We start from the raw sequence: 20,592 nt of genomic DNA on the forward strand, positions 1-20,592 counted from the left end.
CTGCTTTGCGCTAAAATAGCCGCCATTTTACCCCTTGAGAGCCTTGGGGGAATACCCCTAGGGGTTTAGGTGCAGGTACTGACCTGCAAAATTAATCTTTCCTGCAAGTTGCAGGGGTATGAGTTGCAAGATGGCAAAAAAAAACGCTTTTTACGCGCAATCCGGTGGTGTGACCGCTGTTATTAATGCCAGTGCTTGTGGTGTGATTGAGACCTTACGTCAACACCCAGAAGCTTTTGGTACCTTGTATGCAGGTCATAACGGCATTTTAGGTGCCTTGACAGAAGAGTTAATCGACACCTCTGTGCTTTCTGAAGCACAGGTGGCTGCACTTAAGCATACGCCAGGTGGCGCTTTTGGCTCCTGCCGTTATAAATTGAAAGATATAGAAACGCATCAAGCCCAATATGAGCGCTTGATTGAAGTCTTCCGCGCCCATGATATCGGCTATTTCTTCTATAATGGCGGCGGCGATTCTGCGGATACTTGCCTTAAAGTTGCGCAAATTTCCGAGAAAATGGGCTATCCCATTCAAGCCATCCATATTCCCAAAACCGTAGATAATGATCTACCGATCACAGATAACTGCCCAGGTTTTGGTTCCGTCGCTAAATATATTGCCATTTCAACGCGCGAGGCTGCTTTAGATATTGCCTCCATGTGCGCAACCTCAACCAAAGTCTTTATTTTGGAAGTGATGGGACGCCATGCCGGTTGGATTGCAGCCGCAGGCGGTTTAGCAGGACAAGAAGAAGGGGATGCCCCCCATCTGATTATCTTCCCCGAAGTGCCCTTCGAGCGTGAAAAAGTTATGGCACGCGTGGATGAGTGCGTGAAAAATTATGGTTACTGCGTGATTGTCGTTTCTGAAGGCGCACGTTATGCCGATGGCACCTTCCTTGCCGATGCAGGCACAACCGATGCTTTCGGCCATAAACAACTTGGCGGCGTTGCCCCCACGTTAGCTGGCATGGTTAAGCAAGATTTAGGGTATAAATATCATTGGGCGGTTGCAGATTATCTTCAACGGGCTGCGCGTCATATTGCTTCAGCAACGGATGTTGAACAAGCCTATGCGGTCGGTCAAGCTGGGGTAGAGTTAGCCTTAGAAGGGAAACATTCTGTCATGCCGGCGATTATTCGTGAGTCTAATCATCCTTACCGGTGGCATATTGAGCAAGCATCTTTGGCTGACGTTGCCAACGTAGAAAAATTTATGCCACGCGATTTTATCAGTATGGATGGTTTAAATATCACAGATACTTGCCGCGCCTATTTAGAGCCTCTGATTCAAGGGGAAGATTTGCCACCTTTTAGCAAAGGCTTACCGCAATATATCCAGCTAGAATATACCTTTGCGCCACGCTTATTAGCTGAGTTTACACCTTAGATTCAGTAAGCCATGAGTTAGTTGTTGTAGGAGTGCGTTTTGTCTGCTGATGCAAATAAAGCGTACTTCCTAAATTGAAGGCCAGTACTGCCCAAGCGGCCAAGACCACTCCAAGCCATCCCCAAGCCTGCCAAAAATAACCAAGATAAATCCCCCCTGTACTTGCCCCTAGATAGTAGGCTACCGAGTACAAAGCGGATGCACTGGCGCGTGCGTGTTGCGCTTGCTTGCTGACCCAAGCGGAGGCTAATGAATGGCTGAGGAAAAAGCCAAATGCATTGATCAATAACCCTAAAATCAAGGCTTTTATATCAGGGATTAAGGTTAAACCTGTTCCCACAAGGAGTAAGCTAATCCCTAACGCCATCATCAAAGGTAAAGAGCGCCCCTTGGCCCATTGACCAGAACGGCTTGCGGCATAGGTACCACTTAAATATGTCACAAAGAGCAAACCGAGCCAAAATGGTGATAAATGATAGGGTGCCTTGCTCAGTACAAAAGTAATATAAGTATATAAATTAATAAAAATAAAAAAGTTTAACCCACCCACTAAATAGACAAGGCTTAATTCTTTACGGGCCAGATGCTGGCGAAAATCTTGTAGGCTTTGTTTGATCTGAAATGGACGCGCTTGAAAGGCATGAGACTTGGGCAAGAGCTGATAAGCAAGCATCCATAAAATCAGGCTAAAACCACCTAAAATCCATAAACTGGCTTGCCAGCTTTGTAAATAATCTGTTAATGCGCCGCTAATTAAACGTCCACCTAAGCCCCCCAGTGTATTCCCACTAATATATAAACCCACTGCAACTAAAAATTGGCTTTCGGCCAACTCTTCTGCCAAATAAGCGACCGCAATGGCAGGTAAGCCGCCTAAGAAAAACCCCTGTAAAGCGCGTAAAATAAGCAAAGTTTCAAAAGAAGTTGCCAAAGGTAAGATTAAGGTCACTGCGATTGCAGCAAGCATGCTGATTAACATTAGGGGTTTGCGCCCATAAGCATCCGATAAAGGCCCATAGATGAATAAAGCCACTGCCAAGGTAAAGGTGCTGACATTCATTAAGTGACTGGCCTGTGTCGGGCTAAGATCAAATGTCTGCATGAGTACAGGTAACATAGGTTGTAAAGCGTATAAATTGGCAAATACCAAAAAAGAAGCGCATAACATCGCGAAATTAAAGGCTTTAGAGGCTTGCATCTTGCGGCTCCGACCAGTGAAAAAAGCAAGTGACTTAGCCTAACACCGCCTATAAGATAAGAAAAATATATTCCAAGTATACTGAGAATAAGTAAATCTTATGCGTTTAACGGATTTAACCGCCTTGCGGTATTTTATGTTGGTTGCTGAAAGCGGTAGTTTTACCCAAGCAGCGCAACATCAAGGGGTTGCGCAACCGGCTGTCAGTATGGCAATTCGCAAATTAGAAAAACAGCTCGACACCCAGTTACTCGATCGTGGGGAAAAGCGGGTACGTCCTACTGAAGAAGGCCAGGTGTTACTCACCCATTTACAAAAAGTATGGCAGGAACTGATTTATGCGGATCAGGCCTTGCATCATATGCAGGGTTTATTAAAAGGTGAGGTGCGCATTGGCATTCCGAGCATGTTGGGCTCTTATTATTTTCCACCGATTTTAATGGCCTTTAAATCTAAATATCCTGATTTACAACTTTCTGTCTATGAAGCAGGTACTCGGCGTTTACAAGCCTTATTATTAGCGGGTGAGCTTGATTTAGGTGTGATTGTCGCAGATACGCCACCGACAAGTTTGCAAACTCATACATTTTTACACGAAGAAATGTTGGTGTGTGTACCTCAAGATCATGCCTTTGCTGCTATGTTGGCAGTACCTTACACTGAGTTTTTTCAGGAAGATTTAGTGTTATTTAAACAGGGTTATTTTCATCGAGACTATATAGAAGCTTTAAGTAAGGAAGTTGGTATCCAACCAAAAATTGCTTTTGAAACTAATTTAATTCCTTTAACTAAGGCCATTGTACGCCAAGGGTTTGGTATTAGTACGCTCTTACGTATGGTGATTGCTGAGGAAGCAGAATTAGTTGGTATCCCTTTTGATCCGCCGGTGTATTTACCCTTGTCTTTGGCGTGGAAAAAGGGCGCTTATTTATCCCGCGCCCATCAAGCCTTTATTGATTTTATGCTGGCCTCAACACAAACCGAGTCAAAAATTAAACCTGCAATGCCTTAGTGACAATTTCGTACACATCGGCACTCAAGTTCGCTTGTGCTTGAATGCGTTCAAGTTGGGCACGCATCAAGGTTTGGCGTGTGTCTTGGTAGCGTTGCCAGCGAGTTAAAGGGATTACCAAACGGGCTGCAATTTGTGGATTAAATCCATTAAGTTCAATGACCTGATCGGCTAACCAGGCATAGCCAGCCCCAGAGATTTGATGAAATGCCAGTGGGTTTTGTTGGGCAAAAGCACCGATCAAAGCACGTACCTTATTGGGGTTTTTCAGTGAGAAATTTGGGTGCTGCAACAAATTTTGCACCTGTTGCAAAGTGTCTGCATAGGGGCGCGTTGCTTGAATGCTAAACCATTGATCCATGGTTAACGCATCTTGTTGCCAACGTTGCGCAAATTCTGCCAAGGGATCACGCCCCCAACTTGCATCCGGCGCATGAGCTAATAACGTCAAGGCCGCGCGGGCATCTGTCATATTGTCACTGGTGCGCCATTGCGTGAGTGCGATTTGATACACTTCTTGCTGATATTCAGGCACAGCAGCCAAAGCGAGTAAATAATCCAAACAAAGATTTTTGAGACTACGTTGCGCAATTTGTGTTGCCTCAGGGGCATAGGCTTGCTGGCTGATTTGCGCTTGATAGAGGGCTTTCCATTGCGGATAAAACGTACGTGCTAATGCAAATCGCATAGCTTGGCGTACTTGTTCAATAGCCTCGACAGGAATGCAAGCATATTGCTCCGCCAGATAAGCAAAGCTGGGCAAACGTAACATAGAGGCAAGCATGGCTTGATCTTGGGTGTGCTCGGCTTCTGTAAGCAAAGCACGATAAGCTTCTAAAAGCATAGGGGCATCTTGGGCCAAATCAATCTGGGTTACTTGTGCATCAATCAAAGGCATCAAAGTATCTAAAGCTAACCTTTGCCCTGCATCCCAGCGATTAAAGGCGTCCGTATCTTGGGCCATCAAAGTGGCTAATTGGGTCGGTGTATAAGGAAAACTCAATTTTACCGGCGCGGAAAAACCCCGTAATAATGAAGGGATAGGTGCTTCTGTGAGCTCTTCTAAACCGATAAATTCGAAACTTTGCTGAGCTTGGGTGAGTTCAAGTACTCCTTGCAAGCCGAGTGCCTGAATCTCCCCAGAAGCTAATTTTAGCTTCAATGGCAGGGGGCGACCTTGGGCATCTAATAGCCCCATCGTGATCGGAATTAACAAAGGTTGTTTGTTGGTTTGCCCTGGGGTATCTGGCGTTGCCTGTTGAAAATCAAGGCGATAGCTTGCCGTTTGTGGACAATACTGGCCTTGAACTTGAACGTGTGGCGTGCCTGCTTGATGATACCAACGCATAAATTGGCTAAGATCGCGTTGGGAAATCTCTTCCATACAAGCAACAAAATCTTCCACTGTGACCGCTTGCCCATCGAAACGTGTAAAATATAAGTCACACGCTTGGCGGAAGGCCTGTGGTCCTAATAAATTTGCCAACATGCGCACGATTTCCGCACCCTTTTCATACACGGTGAGGGTGTAGAAGTTATTGATTTCCATGTAATGATCTGGACGCACTGGGTGCGCGGTGGGGCTGGCATCTTCCGCAAATTGGGCGCTGCGCAACATGGTGACTTCTTCAATGCGTTGCACACCGGCAAAATTCATATCTGCGCTAAAGGCTTGATCACGATATACAGTAAAGCCTTCTTTTAACGAGAGTTGGAACCAATCACGGCAAGTCACTCGGTTACCCGACCAGTTATGAAAGTATTCGTGAGCAATCACGCTTTCAACCCGTTGAAAGCCTAAATCCGTGGTGGTTTGCGGATCGGCGAGGGCGCAAGCGCTGTTAAAAATATTCAGTCCCTTATTTTCCATCGCTCCCATATTAAAATCATTGACGGCGACAATCATATAAATATCAAGATCATATTCACGCCCATAGACTTCCTCATCCCAACGCATAGCGGCTTTTAAGGAGCGCATGGCATGGGCGCATTTGTGTTGATTTTCTGCTTCTACCCAGATTTGTAAATCCACTGAGCGCCCACTTTGCGTGACAAAGGTGTCTTGAATACAGACTAAATCACCAGCAACTAAGGCAAATAGATAACAAGGTTTGGGGAAAGGGTCTTGCCATTGCACCCAATGGCGTCCATCTGCCAAGGTGCCTTGCGCAATCGGGTTGCCATTAGCGAGCAAAATGGGGGCGTGCTGTGGGTCGGCAATCAGCTTGGTCGTGAAGCGACTGAGTACATCAGGGCGATCAAGGAAAAAACTGATCCGACGAAATCCTTCAGCCTCGCACTGAGTACAATAGAGGGCGTTTGATAAATATAAACCTTCCAAGGCGGAATTTGCTTGCGGATTAATTTCCACTTGGGTGCTTAAACAAAAGGCTGAAGGTACGTTCAATAAGGTCAGTTGGTCGTTTTGATACTGGTATTCATCTGCATCAAGTGGACGCCCATCAATGGCTAGGCTTAAAAGGGTTAAGTCTTGACCATCAAGTACCAAGCATCGGTTTTCGCCTAAAGCCCGTACTTGGATTTCCGCGCTAACTTTGGTCGCTTGTGGGTCGAGCTCAAAAGTAAGATCAATCGCATCTAAGGCAAATTCAGGGGCTTGATAGTTGCGCAAATAAATCGCTTGGGCAGGGCTAGATGACATAAAAACTCCTTTAATGCAGGCGAGAATACAATAGATTGCGCTAACCTAGACCTCCTTCAGGGGGAGGGATTCAGGTTGCATCTCTTTCCCTTCTGCTCTATACAGGGATGAGTGCAGTGCAATATGCACTGGATACAAATCTACCACAAGCCCACGCAAACAGAAGGAGGGGGTGATGAGTGATTTGCATGAATCCTTACGCGAGCATGTACGCATTCTTGGTGAATGCTTAGGGGAAACCATCAGTAGCGCGCGTGGTGAGGACTTCTTACAGAAAATAGAAACCATCCGTAGCCTCGCCAAGCAAGGGCGCAGTGGTACCGAAGAAGACCGACAAGAGTTGCAAGCCTATTTACACTTACTTGATGAACAAGAACTCCTCCCTGTTACCCGCGCTTTCAATCAATTTTTAAATCTCGCCAATATTGCCGAACAACACCACAGAGCTCGTTTACGCACCACGGAAGATTCCCTACCGGATCAACCTGAACTTGATTTGCTGTTAAAACGTGTGTTGGATAAAGGCATTAGCCAAGAAACTCTAGTACATAGCCTGCACAATATGCAGGTAGATTTGGTCTTAACTGCCCACCCGACCGAAGTCATTCGGCGTACTCTGATTCAAAAATATGATGCCTTGGATACTTGTCTTAGTGAGCTAGATAGCGAGGGTTGTCAGCAAGATCCTTGGCGGCGACAAGCGACCCATAGACGCCTGCAAGAATTAATTTCGCAAGCTTGGCATACCAGTGAAATCCGCGAGCAACGTCCTAGCCCAGTCGATGAGGCAAAGTGGGGGTTTGCGGTCATAGAAAATTCCCTGTGGCAGGCGTTGCCCGCTTTTTATCGTCAGCTTGATCAAGCCCTAGTGCAGGCCACGGGTCAATCCTTACCTTTGGATTGTTCACCGATACGTTTTGCTTCTTGGATGGGCGGGGACCGTGATGGTAACCCGAATGTCACGGCGAAAGTGACGCGGGAAGTCTTGCTTTTGTCGCGCTGGATGGCCGCCGATTTATATTTGGAAGATATTGATCAGCTTAGATCCGAGCTTTCCATGTGGCAATGTAATGCGGCTTTGCGTCAACGGGTTGGCGAAAGCATTACAGAGCCGTACCGTGAATTATTGCGCCAAGTGCATCAGCAACTGCAAATCACGTTGGAATGGATTCAAGCCCAATTGGAAGGACAAGCCTATCTGGATGAGGGCATTATTCTTGATAGCGAAGCCTTATATGAGCCCCTGCTAGCCTGTTATCGCTCTCTTTGTGATTGCGGGATGAAATCCATTGCCGATGGGCGTTTGCTGGATATTTTGCGCCGCCTAAGCTGCTTTGGCATGAATTTGGTGAAGCTGGATATCCGCCAAGATGGTTCCCGACATGCGCAGGTCTTTTGTGAATTGACCGAATATTTAGGTATTGGCAAATACAGTGAATGGAGCGAAGAAGAACGCCAAGAATTTTTATTACGCGAGTTGCGAAGCAAGCGCCCTCTCTTGCCGGCGCATTGGCCTTGTTCCGCAGAAACCCAAGAAGTGATCGACACCTGCCGCGTGATTGCTGCAGAACCCTCGCAGGCTTTGGGTTCCTATGTGATTTCTATGGCCAGTCAACCTTCAGATGTGTTGGCGGTGATTTTGCTCCTACAAGAAACTGGGGTGCAGCATCCGATGCGGGTGGTGCCTTTATTTGAAACGCTCGACGATCTAGAAGGCGCGGCGAATGTCATCAATCGCCTCCTAACCATTGATTGGTATCGCCATTACACGCAAGGGCATCAAGAGGTGATGATCGGCTACTCGGATTCATCGAAGGATGCCGGTCAGCTGGCGGCGGCATGGGGGCAATATCGTGCACAAGAGCGCCTGACCGAGGTATGCCGCTTCCATAAAGTGAAGCTGACTTTATTCCATGGCCGTGGGGGGACGGTAGGACGTGGTGGCGGTCCAGCTCATGCCGCAATTTTAGGACAACCGCCTGGCTCTGTGAATGGCACCTTGCGGGTGACTGAACAGGGAGAAATGATTCGCTTTAAATTTGGGCAACCCAACCTTGCGATGCGCTCTTTGGAAATTTATACCAGTGCCGTGCTTGAAGCGACCCTCTTACCACCGCCTGTACCAGAAGACGCTTGGCGGAAGCGCATGGATACACTTGCCCAGGCGGCGTTAATCAGTTATCGGCAAACGGTGCGCCAACATCCACATTTTGTGCCTTATTTCCGCGCGGTCACACCGGAGCAAGAATTAGCACGTTTGCCTTTGGGGAGTCGTCCTGCCAAGCGTAAAAGTGAAGGTGGGGTTGAGAGTTTGCGTGCGATTCCGTGGATTTTCGCTTGGACCCAAATACGTTTAATGCTGCCTGCTTGGTTGGGAAGTGATGAGGCACTTAAGGAGGCCTTAGCGCAAGGTCATCTGGATGAATTAAGAAGCATGATGCAGCAATGGCCTTTCTTTCGCACTTATATGGATATGTTGGAAATGGTGTTAGCCAAAGCGGATGCCGAAATTGCCGCTTACTATGAGCAGCGCTTGTTGAATATCCAAGATCAGGGGTTGGGGGAACACTTACGTGAGCGCTTGCATGGTTTGGTTGCGACCCTGCTACAAATTCGTGATCAAAGCCGCTTATTGGAAAATGCCCCTATGATCCAACAAGCAATTGAAGTGCGTAATCCTTATATTGATCCTTTGCATATTTTGCAGGCGGAATTAATCAAAAGAACACGCGATAGCGCACACAGCGCCAGCGAAACGCCACAAATTCATGCCGCTTTGGAAAAAGCCCTTATGGTGACCATGGCAGGCATTGCTGCTGGTTTGCGCAATACGGGATGAGGTATTTGCACTTGCTTGCTTGAGCAAGTGCAGTTTCAGTCGTCTCCACCCAAACCGCAAGGCGATATCATGCGATTTGGGATGGAGTATCAGCCAAACTTTTCCTTACTTAAAAGCTTGCGATGCTAGTCGTCGCAACGTCTTTCACCTTTATGATGATACCCGCGATTTGAATCGCCTTCTTGCTTATAGGCACCACGCATTTGCTTTTGTGCTGCCCGTGCTGCCTGCCAAGCTTCTAAACGCACTTCTTGCTGATCATCCAAAATCTGATACATGCGTGCGCGTAAATCCGCATGTGCTTGCAACTTCTGTGCGACTTTAGTTTGCTGCGCTTGGATTAAAGCTTGCAAATCCGCTTGATAAGTCGCGCTTTCTGGATCAAGTTGTTGTAAAGCCTGCATAGGTTTTTGTTTGTCTTCACGCGCTTGCTGCTGTAGCTCGCGCTTTTCCTTCATCAAAGCTTGTACTGCTTGGCGCTGCTCATCATTGAGCTGTAAATAATCCATGAAGGCCTCAGGCATGGCTTCTTGTTTGTGTGCCCCCATATGCGGCATTGCCCAGGCACTCATAGCGCCTAATCCCAAAATCCCTGCAAGTAAAATACGGCGACTTGTTTTCATGGTGAATCTCCTTCACTTTGATATCGTTGATGCTTTTGTATTGAACTCAGTATGGCAGGCTTGCCTGCAAACTTGTGTTTGTGGGGCGTAAAGTTAGGTAAAGTCGCGCCTTTTTACTAAAAAATCAGGCAAGCTCGCAGTAAGTAAACCACAAGGAAACTAAGATGTATCCTCAGCCTTTATTACTTGTCGATGATGATCCTGAACTTGGGGAGTTATTACGTGAATATCTCGCTTATGAAGGTTTTGAATTGCAGCAAGCCTTAGACGCAGAGCAAGCATGGCAATCTCTTCATCCAGCACAAAGCCATCCTTATGCCTTAGTGATTTTGGATATTATGTTGCCCAAGCAAAGTGGCTTAGATTTACTGCAACAACTGCGTCCAAGCTGCAATGTACCCATTATTATGCTTACAGGGCGTGGTGAGGATATCGACCGTATTTTGGGGTTAGAGCTTGGGGCGGATGATTACCTCAGCAAACCTTGTAATCCACGTGAATTAGTGGCGCGTATTCGTGCTGTTTTAAGGCGCACGCAAGCCAATAAACCGAGTTTAGTAAAAACTGGCTTTCCACAAGCACCCTTAACGTATGGATATATCCATTTGCATCCTGGCTTACGCGAAGTGAAAGTCCATCAGCAAGTGATTGAACTCACCAGCGCTGAGCTCAATGTTTTAGCCTATTTAATGCAGGCTGCCGGCCAGGTGTTAAGTAAGGAGTACCTCACTGAGCGCGTTTTGCACCGTGAGTTAACCGCCTATGACAGAGCCATTGATGTGCATATCAGCCGAGTGCGCCAAAAGTTACATCAAGCACTGGCAACGGAAACCGAAGTGATTAAAACGGTACGAGGGCAAGGCTATGTCTGGGTTTATGGCTTGGCATCTTAGCAAACAAGTAAAAAGGTTCTGGCAAAAGCTGGCTTTGTTTTGGCAGATTTTTTTGATCACTTGGTTGGTCAACTTGATAGGGATGCTCTTGGTGGCGATGTTAATTACCAAGATGCAGGCACAACGCCATAACCAAGAAATTTTTTTGGCACATGCTCGTGGCCAAGCGCAAGCTTGGATTGAGGCTTATGAAGCTGGCGAACACACAAAAAACGATCATCAACGCCACCATATGGCAATCTGGATTACACGCACAGATACAGGGGAAGCGCTTGTGCAGCGTCGTTACCCACCGCCTGTACAAGCCCTTGCGTTTACTTATACCTCTGAACAAGGGGTGCCCTATCAAATCTGGGTGCGTCCGCCTAGACCACCCAAGTTGATGAATGATTGGTTAGAGCACTGGATGAGTCTTCAACTAGTGTGGCTTGGTTTGTTAGCTGCTTTATCGAGTTTGGTATTAAGTGGTTTGATTATTCGTCCTTTACGCGCATTACAAGCTTATGTGCAAGCATATTACCAAGAGCAAGATTTAAGCTTACGTGTCGCACCTGAATTAAGCGCACGCCATGATGAGTTAGGGGCATTAGCGCGCGAATTTAATACCATGGCAGAGTATGTACAAACCCAAGCTTTGCAGCAGCAGGAGTTATTAAGAGACGTTTCCCATGAATTAAGAGCGCCTTTAACGCGTTTGCAAGTGGCAGTCGGTTTGGTAGAAAGGCAGCTCGGGGCGGAGGCTAGTTTAAGTCAGCGGCTGCATAAAGAATGCCAGCGTTTAGATACCCTGATCAGTGAATTACTCACTTTTAATCGTGTACAGCAACAAAGGTTACAAGGGCAAAACTATCAGCTCAACACCCTGGTAGAGGAAGTGTTAGCCGAGATACAAATAGAACAAAAACCGCGCCCTTGGCAATGGCAAGCCTTATCTACATCTAGCCAGGGCTATACGGATACGCATTTGCTGAAACGAGCGCTAGCGAATGTGCTTAGTAATGCACTCAAGTATACGCCTGAAACCGCTTTAATCCGTGTGTGTGCTAGTGTCCATGCAGGCTATTTTCAGCTGGATATTGAAGATGCTGGGGCTGGGGTGGCGGCAGAACATTTAGCTGATTTATTTACCCCCTTTGTGCGCTTGTATCCTCAGCAAGCTTCCGGACAAGGTTTAGGCTTGAGTATCACCCGCAAAGCGATGCAACGTTTAGGCGGAGATGCACAAGCCTATACCAGTGAGTTAGGCGGCCTGGGGATTAGGCTGAGATGGCCTCAGCAGTTGCCACAGGCGGTGCTTGCATCTTGAGTTGTGCGAGCAGACTTTCTAGGATGCTTTCCGGCTGTAAATGGGTTAAGCACGCCAGCTGAGTACTGGCTTGGCATCTTGGCCGTTGGCAAGGTTGGCATTCTAGGGCTTCATAGGTGAGTAAATGTACTTGATCACCTTGCGGGGCGGCGTATTCCGGATCACTGGCCCCCAAAGGAATCCAAGTCGGACGCGCCAGCCGCGCACTGATATGGGCGAGGGCAGAATCATTACTGACTAGCGCCTGTGCACACGCGATTAAATCAACAACATCCGTCCATGACGTACGCCCAGCCAAATTATCACAAAACTCCTGCTGACTCGGTGATAAGGCCGCGCAGATCTGTTCTGCAGCTTGTACCTCTTTATATGAGGCTAAAATCCAAATACGACACCCTTGATCAATGAGAGCAGCGGCTAAACGGGCAAAATAGGCTATCGGCCATTGACGACTGCTCTCTTGCACACCGGCAGGGCATAAAATTACTAAAGGACGTGTACTCACTTCGGCGTAGGGCGCTAAATCAAGTTGGTCAATGAGGTGTGTTTGATTTTCAGTATCTATGTGAAGGCTAAGGGTCGGTGCCTGCCAAGCAGAAGGTAATTGGCCATGCGGATAAGCCAAACTTGCATACTGATCTGCTAATGCTTTGTATTTGGGAGGTAAACGAATATCCGTTAATAAACCAAAGCGCCAAGGGCCGCGAAAACCCACACGGTGTGGAATTTGTGCGGCCACAGGGATGAGCGCACTTTTAAGGCTTTGGGGCACAATATAAGCTTGTTGATAGTGAGTCTCGAGTGCGACTAGATTTCTGCCTACATGCCAATGCAAACCCAGCCCTTGGCTGGGTTCTGGTGCATTAAATACCTGATTGACCTCAGGAAAACGTGTTGCCAGTGGCGCCAGTAAGCTGGGCACCATCACATCAAGCTCGACGTCTGCATGCCGTTTTTTTATCGCCGCAATGAGCGATTGGCTCACCAAAAGATCACGCGCACAAGTGGGCAAAATAAGTAGCTGCTTCATAAATGTTTGGCGAGGATCTGGGGCACAGATAACGCCACTCCTTATTTGATTAAATCAACCGATGTGCTTTAAGGCAAAAATAATGCAGGATCCACGCGCGCACCGTTTAAAGTCACGGTCCAGTGCAGATGCGGCCCAGTGACTCGGCCTGTCGCTCCCACCTTACCTAGGCGTTCGCCTGCTTGTAATTCAACGCCAACTTGCACTTGTGGGGCAATTTCAGATAAATGGCAATATAAGGTAGTAAAACCTTGTCCATGATCCAAAATCACAGTTTTACCATTAAAATAATAATCGCCAACCGCACGGACTTTTCCTGTTAAAGCCGCAACAATAGGCGTGCCAGTTGGGGCGGCAATATCCATCCCTGAATGCGGTCTGCGTGCTTGATTATTGAAAAATCGCTGTAAACCAAAAGAGCTACTGATTCTACCTTGGGTCGGCTGAATCCAGGTTTCAGGTAAAGGCGTTTGGAAAGGATACCAAGTATCCATGGCACCGCGAATTTCCGGCGTTTCACGACGAATCCGTGCAAGTTGATCTGTATTTGGATTCACATGTTTATTTTTAACTTGTAGATATTGTTTCTCGTATTCCTTGGCTTGGACGTTAAATTCCAGCCCCTTATCCCCTTCTTTGGTGCGCCAGTACAGGGTATGGGTACCGGTTTTTGCATCTAGGGGAATCCCCACCCAAGCCCACCATTGGCCTTGATAAGGTGAAACGTACACACGTTTATTTTGATAATGCACATAGGGAGGCGAGGCTGATTTTTGCGGAATGGCAATTAAGGCGACACCGCCGGGAACGCGTGCTTCTTTAGGACGTAACTCGGAAGCCAACTGAGGCACTTGTGCATAAGCAGCAGGCCCAGTCAAAAGAATCAGCAAGGTTAGTAACAAACCAAGGAAAGCAGAATGCCTGATAAGCATCTTGAATACCTTTGTGTAATCAATTCGGTGGTTTAAGAGGTACCCAAGGTAAACAAAGTCGCTAGCAGGCACAAGTGCTCGCCGGTATAAAACCTGGGGGGTCCGACGAGCCGTTTTTTGTCGCTTTGACAAGTTTTAGATCCAGCGAGTCACTGCAAGTAAGCCTACCACAGACATCACAATCGTGTAAGGCAAGGCCATCCACACCATGCGCCCATAGGATAAACGCACTAAAGGTGCTGCAGCGGAAGTTAATAAGAATAAAAAGGCCGCTTGTCCGTTAGGAGTTGCCACGCTGGGTAAATTTGTGCCTGTATTGACAGCAACAGCCAGCTTATCAAAGTGCTCTCGGCTAATATCACCAGCAACTAAGGCACCTTTAATCTCACTAATATAGACAGTTGCCACAAAAACATTATCACTAATGGCAGATAAAATCCCATTAGCAATAAACAACATACCAGGTTGCTGTTCCAAAGGTAAGTGCAGCACCATAGAGATAAAAGGTTGGAACAAATGTTGGCTATGAATCACCGCAACAACAGTGAAAAAGACCACCAATAATGCGGTAAAAGGAAGGGCTTCTTCAAAAGCTTTACCAATCTGGTGTTCTTCAGTAATGCCATTAAAAGCGGTTTGTAAAACAATAATAGTCAGGCCAATTAAACCGACTTCTGCCCAGTGAAAAGCGAGCGCAAAAATAAGGAAAATAGCAGTCAAAGCCTGCACTAATAAGGCAGCTCTGTCTTTGTCTGTGCGCTTTTGGGTTTGATAAGTATCATAATCATCTAAAATCGCGCGGACACTATCAGGCAGCTCATCGCCATAGCCGAATTTTTTGTGGCGTTCTAATAACACACAAGTCACTAAACCTACGGCTAATACGGGCATAGTGACAGGCATCATGTGTACAAAAAAGGTGATAAAGTCCCAGCCCGCCTCACTAGCAATCAAGAGGTTTTGCGGCTCCCCTACCATGGTACACACACCACCTAGAGCGGTTCCGACAGCGCCATGCATCAACAAAGAACGTAAAAAACCACGAAAGCGATCTAGATCAGAGCGGCTATCGTCTTCAATACTGGTGTCATTACCATGATCATGCTCATTTTCGAAATTTTTACCTGAAGCGACCTTGTGATAGACAGAATAAAAACCTACAGCGATGGAAATAATGACCGCAGTCACAGTTAAAGCATCTAAAAAGGCGGAGAGAAAAGCAGAGGTAATACAAAACAATAAGGCTAAACGGATTTTAGAACGTACCCCAAGCAAAATCTTGGTAAAAGTAAAAAGTAGTAATTGCTTCATAAAGAAGATACCAGCCACCATAAACATCAGTAGCAAGATGACTTCTAGGTTGCCTTCTACTTCATGAATCACTGCTTCAGGTGTTGTGAGTCCTAAAATAACTGCTTCAATCGCTAACAAGCCTCCAGGCTGTAGAGGGTAGCATTTAAGAGCCATCGCTAGGGTGAAAATAAACTGAATAATTAACACCCAGCCGGTCACAAAAGGACCAAAAGCAGGGGTGAAAAAAAGGATGGGATTAATTAAAAGGAACGCAAGGATGGTTTTCTTATACCACAAAGGCGAGTTGCCCAAAAAATTACGCAGCACGCCTTGCCGCAAGCCAGGAGTAAAAAAATTTGCTCCTAACTCAGTGATTTTATTTATCATCACAGCTTACCTTATTTCGGGGTCATCTAGGTGACCTATACAAAAAGAGCACACTTGCAAGTGATCAGCACCAACAAGGTCACCTTGCTGATGCTGATTTGTGTGCTGGAAATTTGCATCTAAGACATAAGATCGAGCCACTTGGATAACCCCCACGCAGAGGGCTAACCAAGTAAAATCCCTGCCTTAAAGAATGCCGCTGCATTATACACGGAGGCGCTCAAGGGTATAGATGCTTGAAATTTGAATGTTTCAATTTTGATGATAAGTGATCTCGGCTCAAAGCCAGTGATTGCATCTTTTTTGTTGATAGAGGAGGCATCTGTGATGCACAGATGCAATTGAAAATATGAAAAATCCACAAAGCACAGGTTTGTTTCATTTACGTAAATCAACCTATTATTCGATGCAGGGGTTAAAAGCGGCATGGCGTAACGAGGCTGCATTTCGCCAAGAAATTGTCCTTTTTGCTGTTTTGATTCCGCTGGCTTTTTGGCTGGGACAAACTGCCGTTGAATGGATTTTGCTGATCGGTAGTTGTCTTTGGGTTTTATCGGTGGAATTGATGAACTCAGCCGTTGAGGCGGCGATTGACCGTATTAGTGCTGAACACCATGAGCTCTCTGGATTGGCAAAAGATTTAGGGTCTGCGGCGGTTTTTGTCAGTCTCGGCGTGACGGCTATCACTTGGGGGCTTATTGCTTGGCAACGCTTTGCTGGCTAAAACTCATCTCTTGGAAATCACAAGGCTTGTGCTCAAGATAGCCCCTGATTATGCTTGCAAACAGGTTTATTGAATGGGGAGTGCTTATGTCATCTGTGCCGCAAGATATGCCATCAATGAGGTTGTTACAAGGACAAGAACACTTACCCCCAGAACTGCAGGAACATTTTGCGTTTCAATGGGGGAAATTTGCACAGGCGTTAAGTCTTGCGGATATGCTTGCTGGTTCGACAGGACAGCCCAAAGCATCTGCACAGGTGGACGCTTGGGATGAATCTACCCGTACCGAGTGTATTCGGGTTTGGAGTGCAAGCGATTATGTCGCGGAAAGTTTTTGCAAACAGCCTTTAATACTCGATCAGTTACAAACGCGTCTGCACACTCACTTAAGCCTTGCTGACTACCAAGCCTGGCTAGCAGAGCTTTTGGCCAAGTGTGTGACAGAAGACGATTTGCATAAAGCCTTGCGCCGTTTTCGGCGCTTGGCCATGGTACGTTTAATCTGGCGTGATGTGCTTGGACAAGCGGATATGTGGCAAACAGCAGGTGAGCTCACACATCTTGCTGATACTTGTGTGCATAGTGCATTAACTTGGCTATATGATTTTTACACCCCCAAATGGGGTACCCCGATAGGGAAAGACAGCAATCAAGCACAACAGATGGTTGTCATTGGTATGGGGAAACTCGGTGCCGGTGAGCTGAATCTCTCCTCAGATATTGATTTGATTTTTGCCTTTCCTGAACATGGCCATACGCAAGGCGGACGTAGAAGCTTTGAAAACCAAGAGTTTTTTATCCGTCTTGGTCAGCGTCTAATTACTGCCCTAGATGCTTTGACGCCTGAAGGCTTTGTATTCCGTGTGGATATGCGCTTACGTCCTTATGGAGATGCAGGGGCCTTGGCACTATCTTTTGCAGCGATGCATGAGTATTACCAAGATCAAGGCCGTGAATGGGAGCGCTATGCCATGATCAAAGCGCGCGTGATGGCCGGCGATTTTGCACAAGGGCAAAAATTACTGCAGGGACTGACGCCTTTTGTTTATCGCAAATACCTAGATTACAGCGCGATTGAATCCCTGCGCGAGATGAAAGCTCTTATTAATCGCGAGGTACGCCGCAAAGGCTTGGCGGATAATATTAAACTGGGCTCAGGTGGTATCCGCGAAGTTGAGTTTATCACCCAAGTGTTCCAATTAATTCGTGGTGGGCGCGACACAGAACTACAAGAAGCCTCCATCCGCAAAGTATTGCCCATTATTAGCGGTCTTGGGTTAATGCCGGCAGATGCAAGCCAAGAGCTATTAGAAGCTTATGTTTTTCTACGCAATCTTGAACATAGAATCCAAGCCATTGCCGACAAACAAACCCAAACCTTACCAGCGGATTCCCTCAGTCAACATAGGCTTGCCTTTAGTTTAGGTTTTGCTGACTGGGATGCCTTGTTAACGGCATTGCAAGGCATACGCACCCAAGTGCGCCACCACTTTAATCAAATTATTGCTTCCCCTGAAGACGAGCAAACAAGCAGTGCCGCAGAAGATGAAAGCTTATGCCGGTGGCAACAAGTATGGCAAGGCGAACTAGATATAGCGCAAGCCGCTAGCTTCTTGGCGGAATATGCCTATACCCCTGCAGAAAGTGTGCTCAGCCGTTTACAAGCTTTACGAACCGGCAAGCAAGTACAATCCATGCAGCGCATTGGCCGTGAACGCTTAGATGCTTTTATGCCAAAACTGCTTGAGGCAGCCAGTAGTACAGATAAGCCAACTCAAACCCTAGAACGGACGTTAATGCTAGTGGAGGCTGTGCTCAGGCGCACAGCTTATTTTGTTTTGCTGACTGAAAATCCGCAGGCACTGACCCAATGGGTGCGTTTGTGTAGTGCGAGTCCTTGGATTGCTGAACAGTTAGCACGCACGCCAATTTTGCTGGATGAATTATTAGACGCTAACACCCTATATACGCCTGCAGATAAAGCGAAATTGGCCGATGAGTTGCGCCAACAACTGGCCCGTTTACCAGAAGAAGACATGGAAGCGCAAATGGAAGCTTTGCGCTATTTCCGTCATGCGCATGTATTGCGTGTTGCGGCTTCAGATATTGTGGCTGGACGCCACTTGATGAAAGTCAGTGATTACTTGACCTATATTGCTGAGGTTGTTTTGGAAGCTGTGCTCGAGCTGGCATGGAAACATCTCACCAGTAAATATGGTTACCCGCAAAAGTCGCCAGGTGTGCCCTGTCGTCCGGATTTTATTATCCTAGGCTATGGTAAACTTGGCGGAATCGAATTAGGCTATGGCTCAGATCTCGATTTAGTCTTTATTCATGATGGTGCAGCCAATCTGACAACCGATGGGACGCGTGCACTTGATAATAATGTCTTTTTTACCCGTCTTGGACAGCGTATTATTCATATTCTGAATACAGTGACCCCTTCTGGGCAATTGTACGATGTGGATATGCGTTTACGTCCTTCGGGAAATTCAGGCCTTTTAGTGACCTCACTGAAAGCCTTTGCCGAATACCAAGCGAAAGAAGCTTGGACTTGGGAACACCAAGCTTTAGTACGTGCCCGCGTGATTTGTGGTGATCCGAAACTTGCGCAAGCTTTTGGTGAAATCCGTGCTGCGACTTTGGCACGGCATCGTGATCTGAAGCAGTTGCGTCAAGATGTCGTGGAAATGCGCCAAAAAATGCGGGCTTCCCTAGGATCAAAAAGCCACGAGCATGAATTTAATATCAAACAAGATGCCGGTGGCATGGTCGATATTGAATTTATCGTGCAATATTCTGTCCTTGCATGGAGTGAGCAAGCACCTGAGCTGCTACAGTGGACAGACAATATGCGAATTTTAGAGACGTTAGAAGCTTCTGGCCGTATGTTAGCCGAAGATGCGCGTCTTCTACGTGAAGCCTATTTAAGCTATCGCCGCGCCGCACATAGGGCTTCACTACAAAAAGTACCGAGTCGAATCGCCAGCTCCGAGTTTACCCACTACCGCAGCGAAGTGCAGCGTATCTGGCAGGCACTCTTAGGTGATAACGAACCTTGTTAAACTCGTGCAGATGATCTTTGCACACTTTAACCTGCGCGCGGCTGTATTTGAACGCATGATCCTTAAGATCATTGATTTTTATAGTGATTCATTATTGAAAGGAAACTAAGCATGTCTATGGCTGATCGTGACGGCCTCCTTTGGTTTGATGGTGAGCTCATCCCTTGGCGCGATGCAAAAACCCACGTGCTCACCCATACACTGCATTATGGGATGGGGTGTTTTGAAGGGGTGCGCGCTTATAAAACAGAACAAGGTGCGCAGATTTTTCGTCTAAAAGAACACACAGACCGCCTGTTTAACTCCGCGAAAATCCTCAGTATGCCAATGTCTTTTAGCAAAGAGGCAATTAACGCAGCCCAATGCGCTGCGGTGGCTGCAAACCAGTTAGAACATGCCTACTTGCGCCCTATGGTATTTTTTGGCTCTGAAGGGATGGGGTTGCGTGCAGATAACTTAAAAGTGCATGTGATTGTTGCCGCTTGGGAATGGCCGTCGTATATGTCGCCTGAAGCCCGTGAGTTAGGCATTCGTGTACAAACCTCAAGCTATACGCGCCACCATGTAAACATTTCCATGACGCGCGCGAAAGCTAACGGGCATTACATCAACTCTATGTTGGCACTCAACGAAGCCTTACGTTCAGGTTGTGAAGAAGCCCTTTTGCTGGATCCAGAAGGCTATGTTGCTGAAGGCTCAGGTGAAAATTTCTTTTTGGTACGTGATGGCAAACTCTATACTCCAGAGCTCACCGCTTGTTTAGATGGGATTACCCGCCGTACTGTGATGCAGCTTGCGCGTGATGAATTCGGTTTAGAAGTGATCGAAAAACGCATTACTCGCGATGAAGTTTATATTGCAGATGAAGCCTTCTTCACAGGAACTGCCGCAGAAGTGTTACCGATTCGTGAGTTAGATGGACGCGCGATTGGGGATGGTCGCCGTGGCCCTATCACAGAGCAATTGCAAAGCCGTTATTTTGATATTGTGACGGGCAAAGATGCAAAATATGCGCACTGGTTGACGCCTTGCCAGGCTTAACTTATCGTCGTATCTTTCAAACGCCAGCGCTTTGCGGTGGCGTTTTTTTTTGCTTACCAAAAAGCGCGTAAAGCATCGCCCAATCGGGCGGTGATACAAGCACGCACCGCGTAGCGGTGCCCTCTTGCCAGGATCTCGCTGAGCTGCTAATTTATCCAGCATGACAAAACGAGCCTACAAAGAGCGGTTTTATCCCA

Annotated in this window: 14 protein-coding genes; 8 read left to right on the forward strand and 6 right to left on the reverse strand. The window is 46.9% G+C overall.

The features are described from left to right. Positions 1–130 precede the first annotated feature (130 nt). Entirely contained in the window at positions 131–1,390 is a 1,260-nt protein-coding gene (locus tag BMX05_RS03830; RefSeq protein ID WP_093308633.1) for a 6-phosphofructokinase, read from the forward strand. On the opposite strand, the gene BMX05_RS03835 is transcribed toward BMX05_RS03830, so the two are convergent. Then, complete coding sequence (locus BMX05_RS03835) at positions 1,380–2,588, reverse strand: MFS transporter (protein WP_093308634.1); 1,209 nt, start codon at positions 2,586–2,588, stop codon at positions 1,380–1,382. The two genes, BMX05_RS03830 and BMX05_RS03835, sit on opposite strands and share 11 nt — an antisense overlap. A 100-nt stretch (positions 2,589–2,688) precedes the next feature. On the opposite strand from BMX05_RS03835, the gene BMX05_RS03840 reads away from it, so the two are divergent. Further along, on the forward strand, positions 2,689–3,600 hold the full coding sequence (locus BMX05_RS03840; RefSeq protein WP_093308635.1) for a LysR family transcriptional regulator: 912 nt from the start codon (positions 2,689–2,691) through the stop codon (positions 3,598–3,600). Here BMX05_RS03840 and pepN read toward each other — a convergent pair. Further along, the gene (pepN, locus tag BMX05_RS03845) at positions 3,581–6,262 is read right to left on the reverse strand and encodes an aminopeptidase N (RefSeq protein ID WP_093308636.1); all 2,682 of its coding nucleotides are present in this window, start codon (positions 6,260–6,262) and stop codon (positions 3,581–3,583) included. The genes BMX05_RS03840 and pepN overlap by 20 nt on opposite strands. 175 nt (positions 6,263–6,437) lie before the next feature. Here pepN and ppc point away from each other — a divergent pair, with 175 nt between their 5' ends. Next, a complete protein-coding gene (gene ppc / locus BMX05_RS03850) occupies positions 6,438–9,101 on the forward strand; it encodes a phosphoenolpyruvate carboxylase (RefSeq protein ID WP_245710423.1) in 2,664 nt (887 codons plus the stop codon). A gap of 125 nt (positions 9,102–9,226) precedes the next feature. Here the strand turns inward: ppc and BMX05_RS03855 are convergent, their stop codons facing one another. Then, positions 9,227–9,724, reverse strand: a complete 498-nt coding sequence (locus tag BMX05_RS03855) for a Spy/CpxP family protein refolding chaperone (protein WP_093308638.1) — start codon at positions 9,722–9,724, stop codon at positions 9,227–9,229. A gap of 164 nt (positions 9,725–9,888) precedes the next feature. Between BMX05_RS03855 and BMX05_RS03860 the strand changes: the two genes are divergently transcribed. Together BMX05_RS03860 and BMX05_RS03865 are read left to right on the forward strand one after the other, a co-directional pair. Further along, entirely contained in the window at positions 9,889–10,617 is a 729-nt protein-coding gene (locus BMX05_RS03860; protein ID WP_093308639.1) for a response regulator transcription factor, read from the forward strand. Further along, positions 10,589–11,923 carry a sensor histidine kinase gene (locus BMX05_RS03865; RefSeq protein WP_093308640.1) on the forward strand — a complete coding sequence of 445 codons (1,335 nt, stop codon included), beginning with the start codon at positions 10,589–10,591 and terminating at the stop codon, positions 11,921–11,923. Before BMX05_RS03860 ends, BMX05_RS03865 begins: the two co-directional genes overlap by 29 nt. Here BMX05_RS03865 and waaF read toward each other — a convergent pair. The 3 genes from waaF to nhaB all read right to left on the reverse strand — a co-directional run bounded on the left by waaF (position 11,874) and on the right by nhaB (position 15,565). Then, positions 11,874–12,935 (reverse strand): lipopolysaccharide heptosyltransferase II, encoded by a 1,062-nt coding sequence (gene waaF / locus BMX05_RS03870; protein ID WP_177166782.1) that lies wholly within the window; start codon positions 12,933–12,935, stop codon positions 11,874–11,876. The genes BMX05_RS03865 and waaF overlap by 50 nt on opposite strands. Positions 12,936–13,021: 86 nt before the next feature. Next, positions 13,022–13,885 carry a peptidoglycan DD-metalloendopeptidase family protein gene (locus tag BMX05_RS03875; RefSeq protein ID WP_093308642.1) on the reverse strand — a complete coding sequence of 288 codons (864 nt, stop codon included), beginning with the start codon at positions 13,883–13,885 and terminating at the stop codon, positions 13,022–13,024. A gap of 135 nt (positions 13,886–14,020) precedes the next feature. Further along, positions 14,021–15,565, reverse strand: coding sequence for a sodium/proton antiporter NhaB (gene nhaB, locus BMX05_RS03880; RefSeq protein WP_093308643.1), 1,545 nt, complete (start codon positions 15,563–15,565; stop codon positions 14,021–14,023). A gap of 349 nt (positions 15,566–15,914) precedes the next feature. Between nhaB and BMX05_RS03885 the strand changes: the two genes are divergently transcribed. From BMX05_RS03885 to BMX05_RS03895, 3 genes are all read left to right on the forward strand, one after another. After that, positions 15,915–16,289 carry a diacylglycerol kinase gene (locus BMX05_RS03885; protein ID WP_093308644.1) on the forward strand — a complete coding sequence of 125 codons (375 nt, stop codon included), beginning with the start codon at positions 15,915–15,917 and terminating at the stop codon, positions 16,287–16,289. A gap of 86 nt (positions 16,290–16,375) precedes the next feature. Then, positions 16,376–19,354, forward strand: a complete 2,979-nt coding sequence (gene glnE, locus BMX05_RS03890) for a bifunctional [glutamate--ammonia ligase]-adenylyl-L-tyrosine phosphorylase/[glutamate--ammonia-ligase] adenylyltransferase (protein ID WP_245710424.1) — start codon at positions 16,376–16,378, stop codon at positions 19,352–19,354. 111 nt (positions 19,355–19,465) lie between these two features. Continuing rightward, positions 19,466–20,395 (forward strand): branched-chain amino acid transaminase, encoded by a 930-nt coding sequence (locus tag BMX05_RS03895; RefSeq protein ID WP_093308645.1) that lies wholly within the window; start codon positions 19,466–19,468, stop codon positions 20,393–20,395. Positions 20,396–20,592 lie beyond the last annotated feature (197 nt).

The sequence above is a fragment of the Allopseudospirillum japonicum genome (assembly GCF_900108915.1).
In the GTDB taxonomy this organism is placed as follows: domain Bacteria; phylum Pseudomonadota; class Gammaproteobacteria; order Pseudomonadales; family Halomonadaceae; genus Pseudospirillum; species Pseudospirillum japonicum.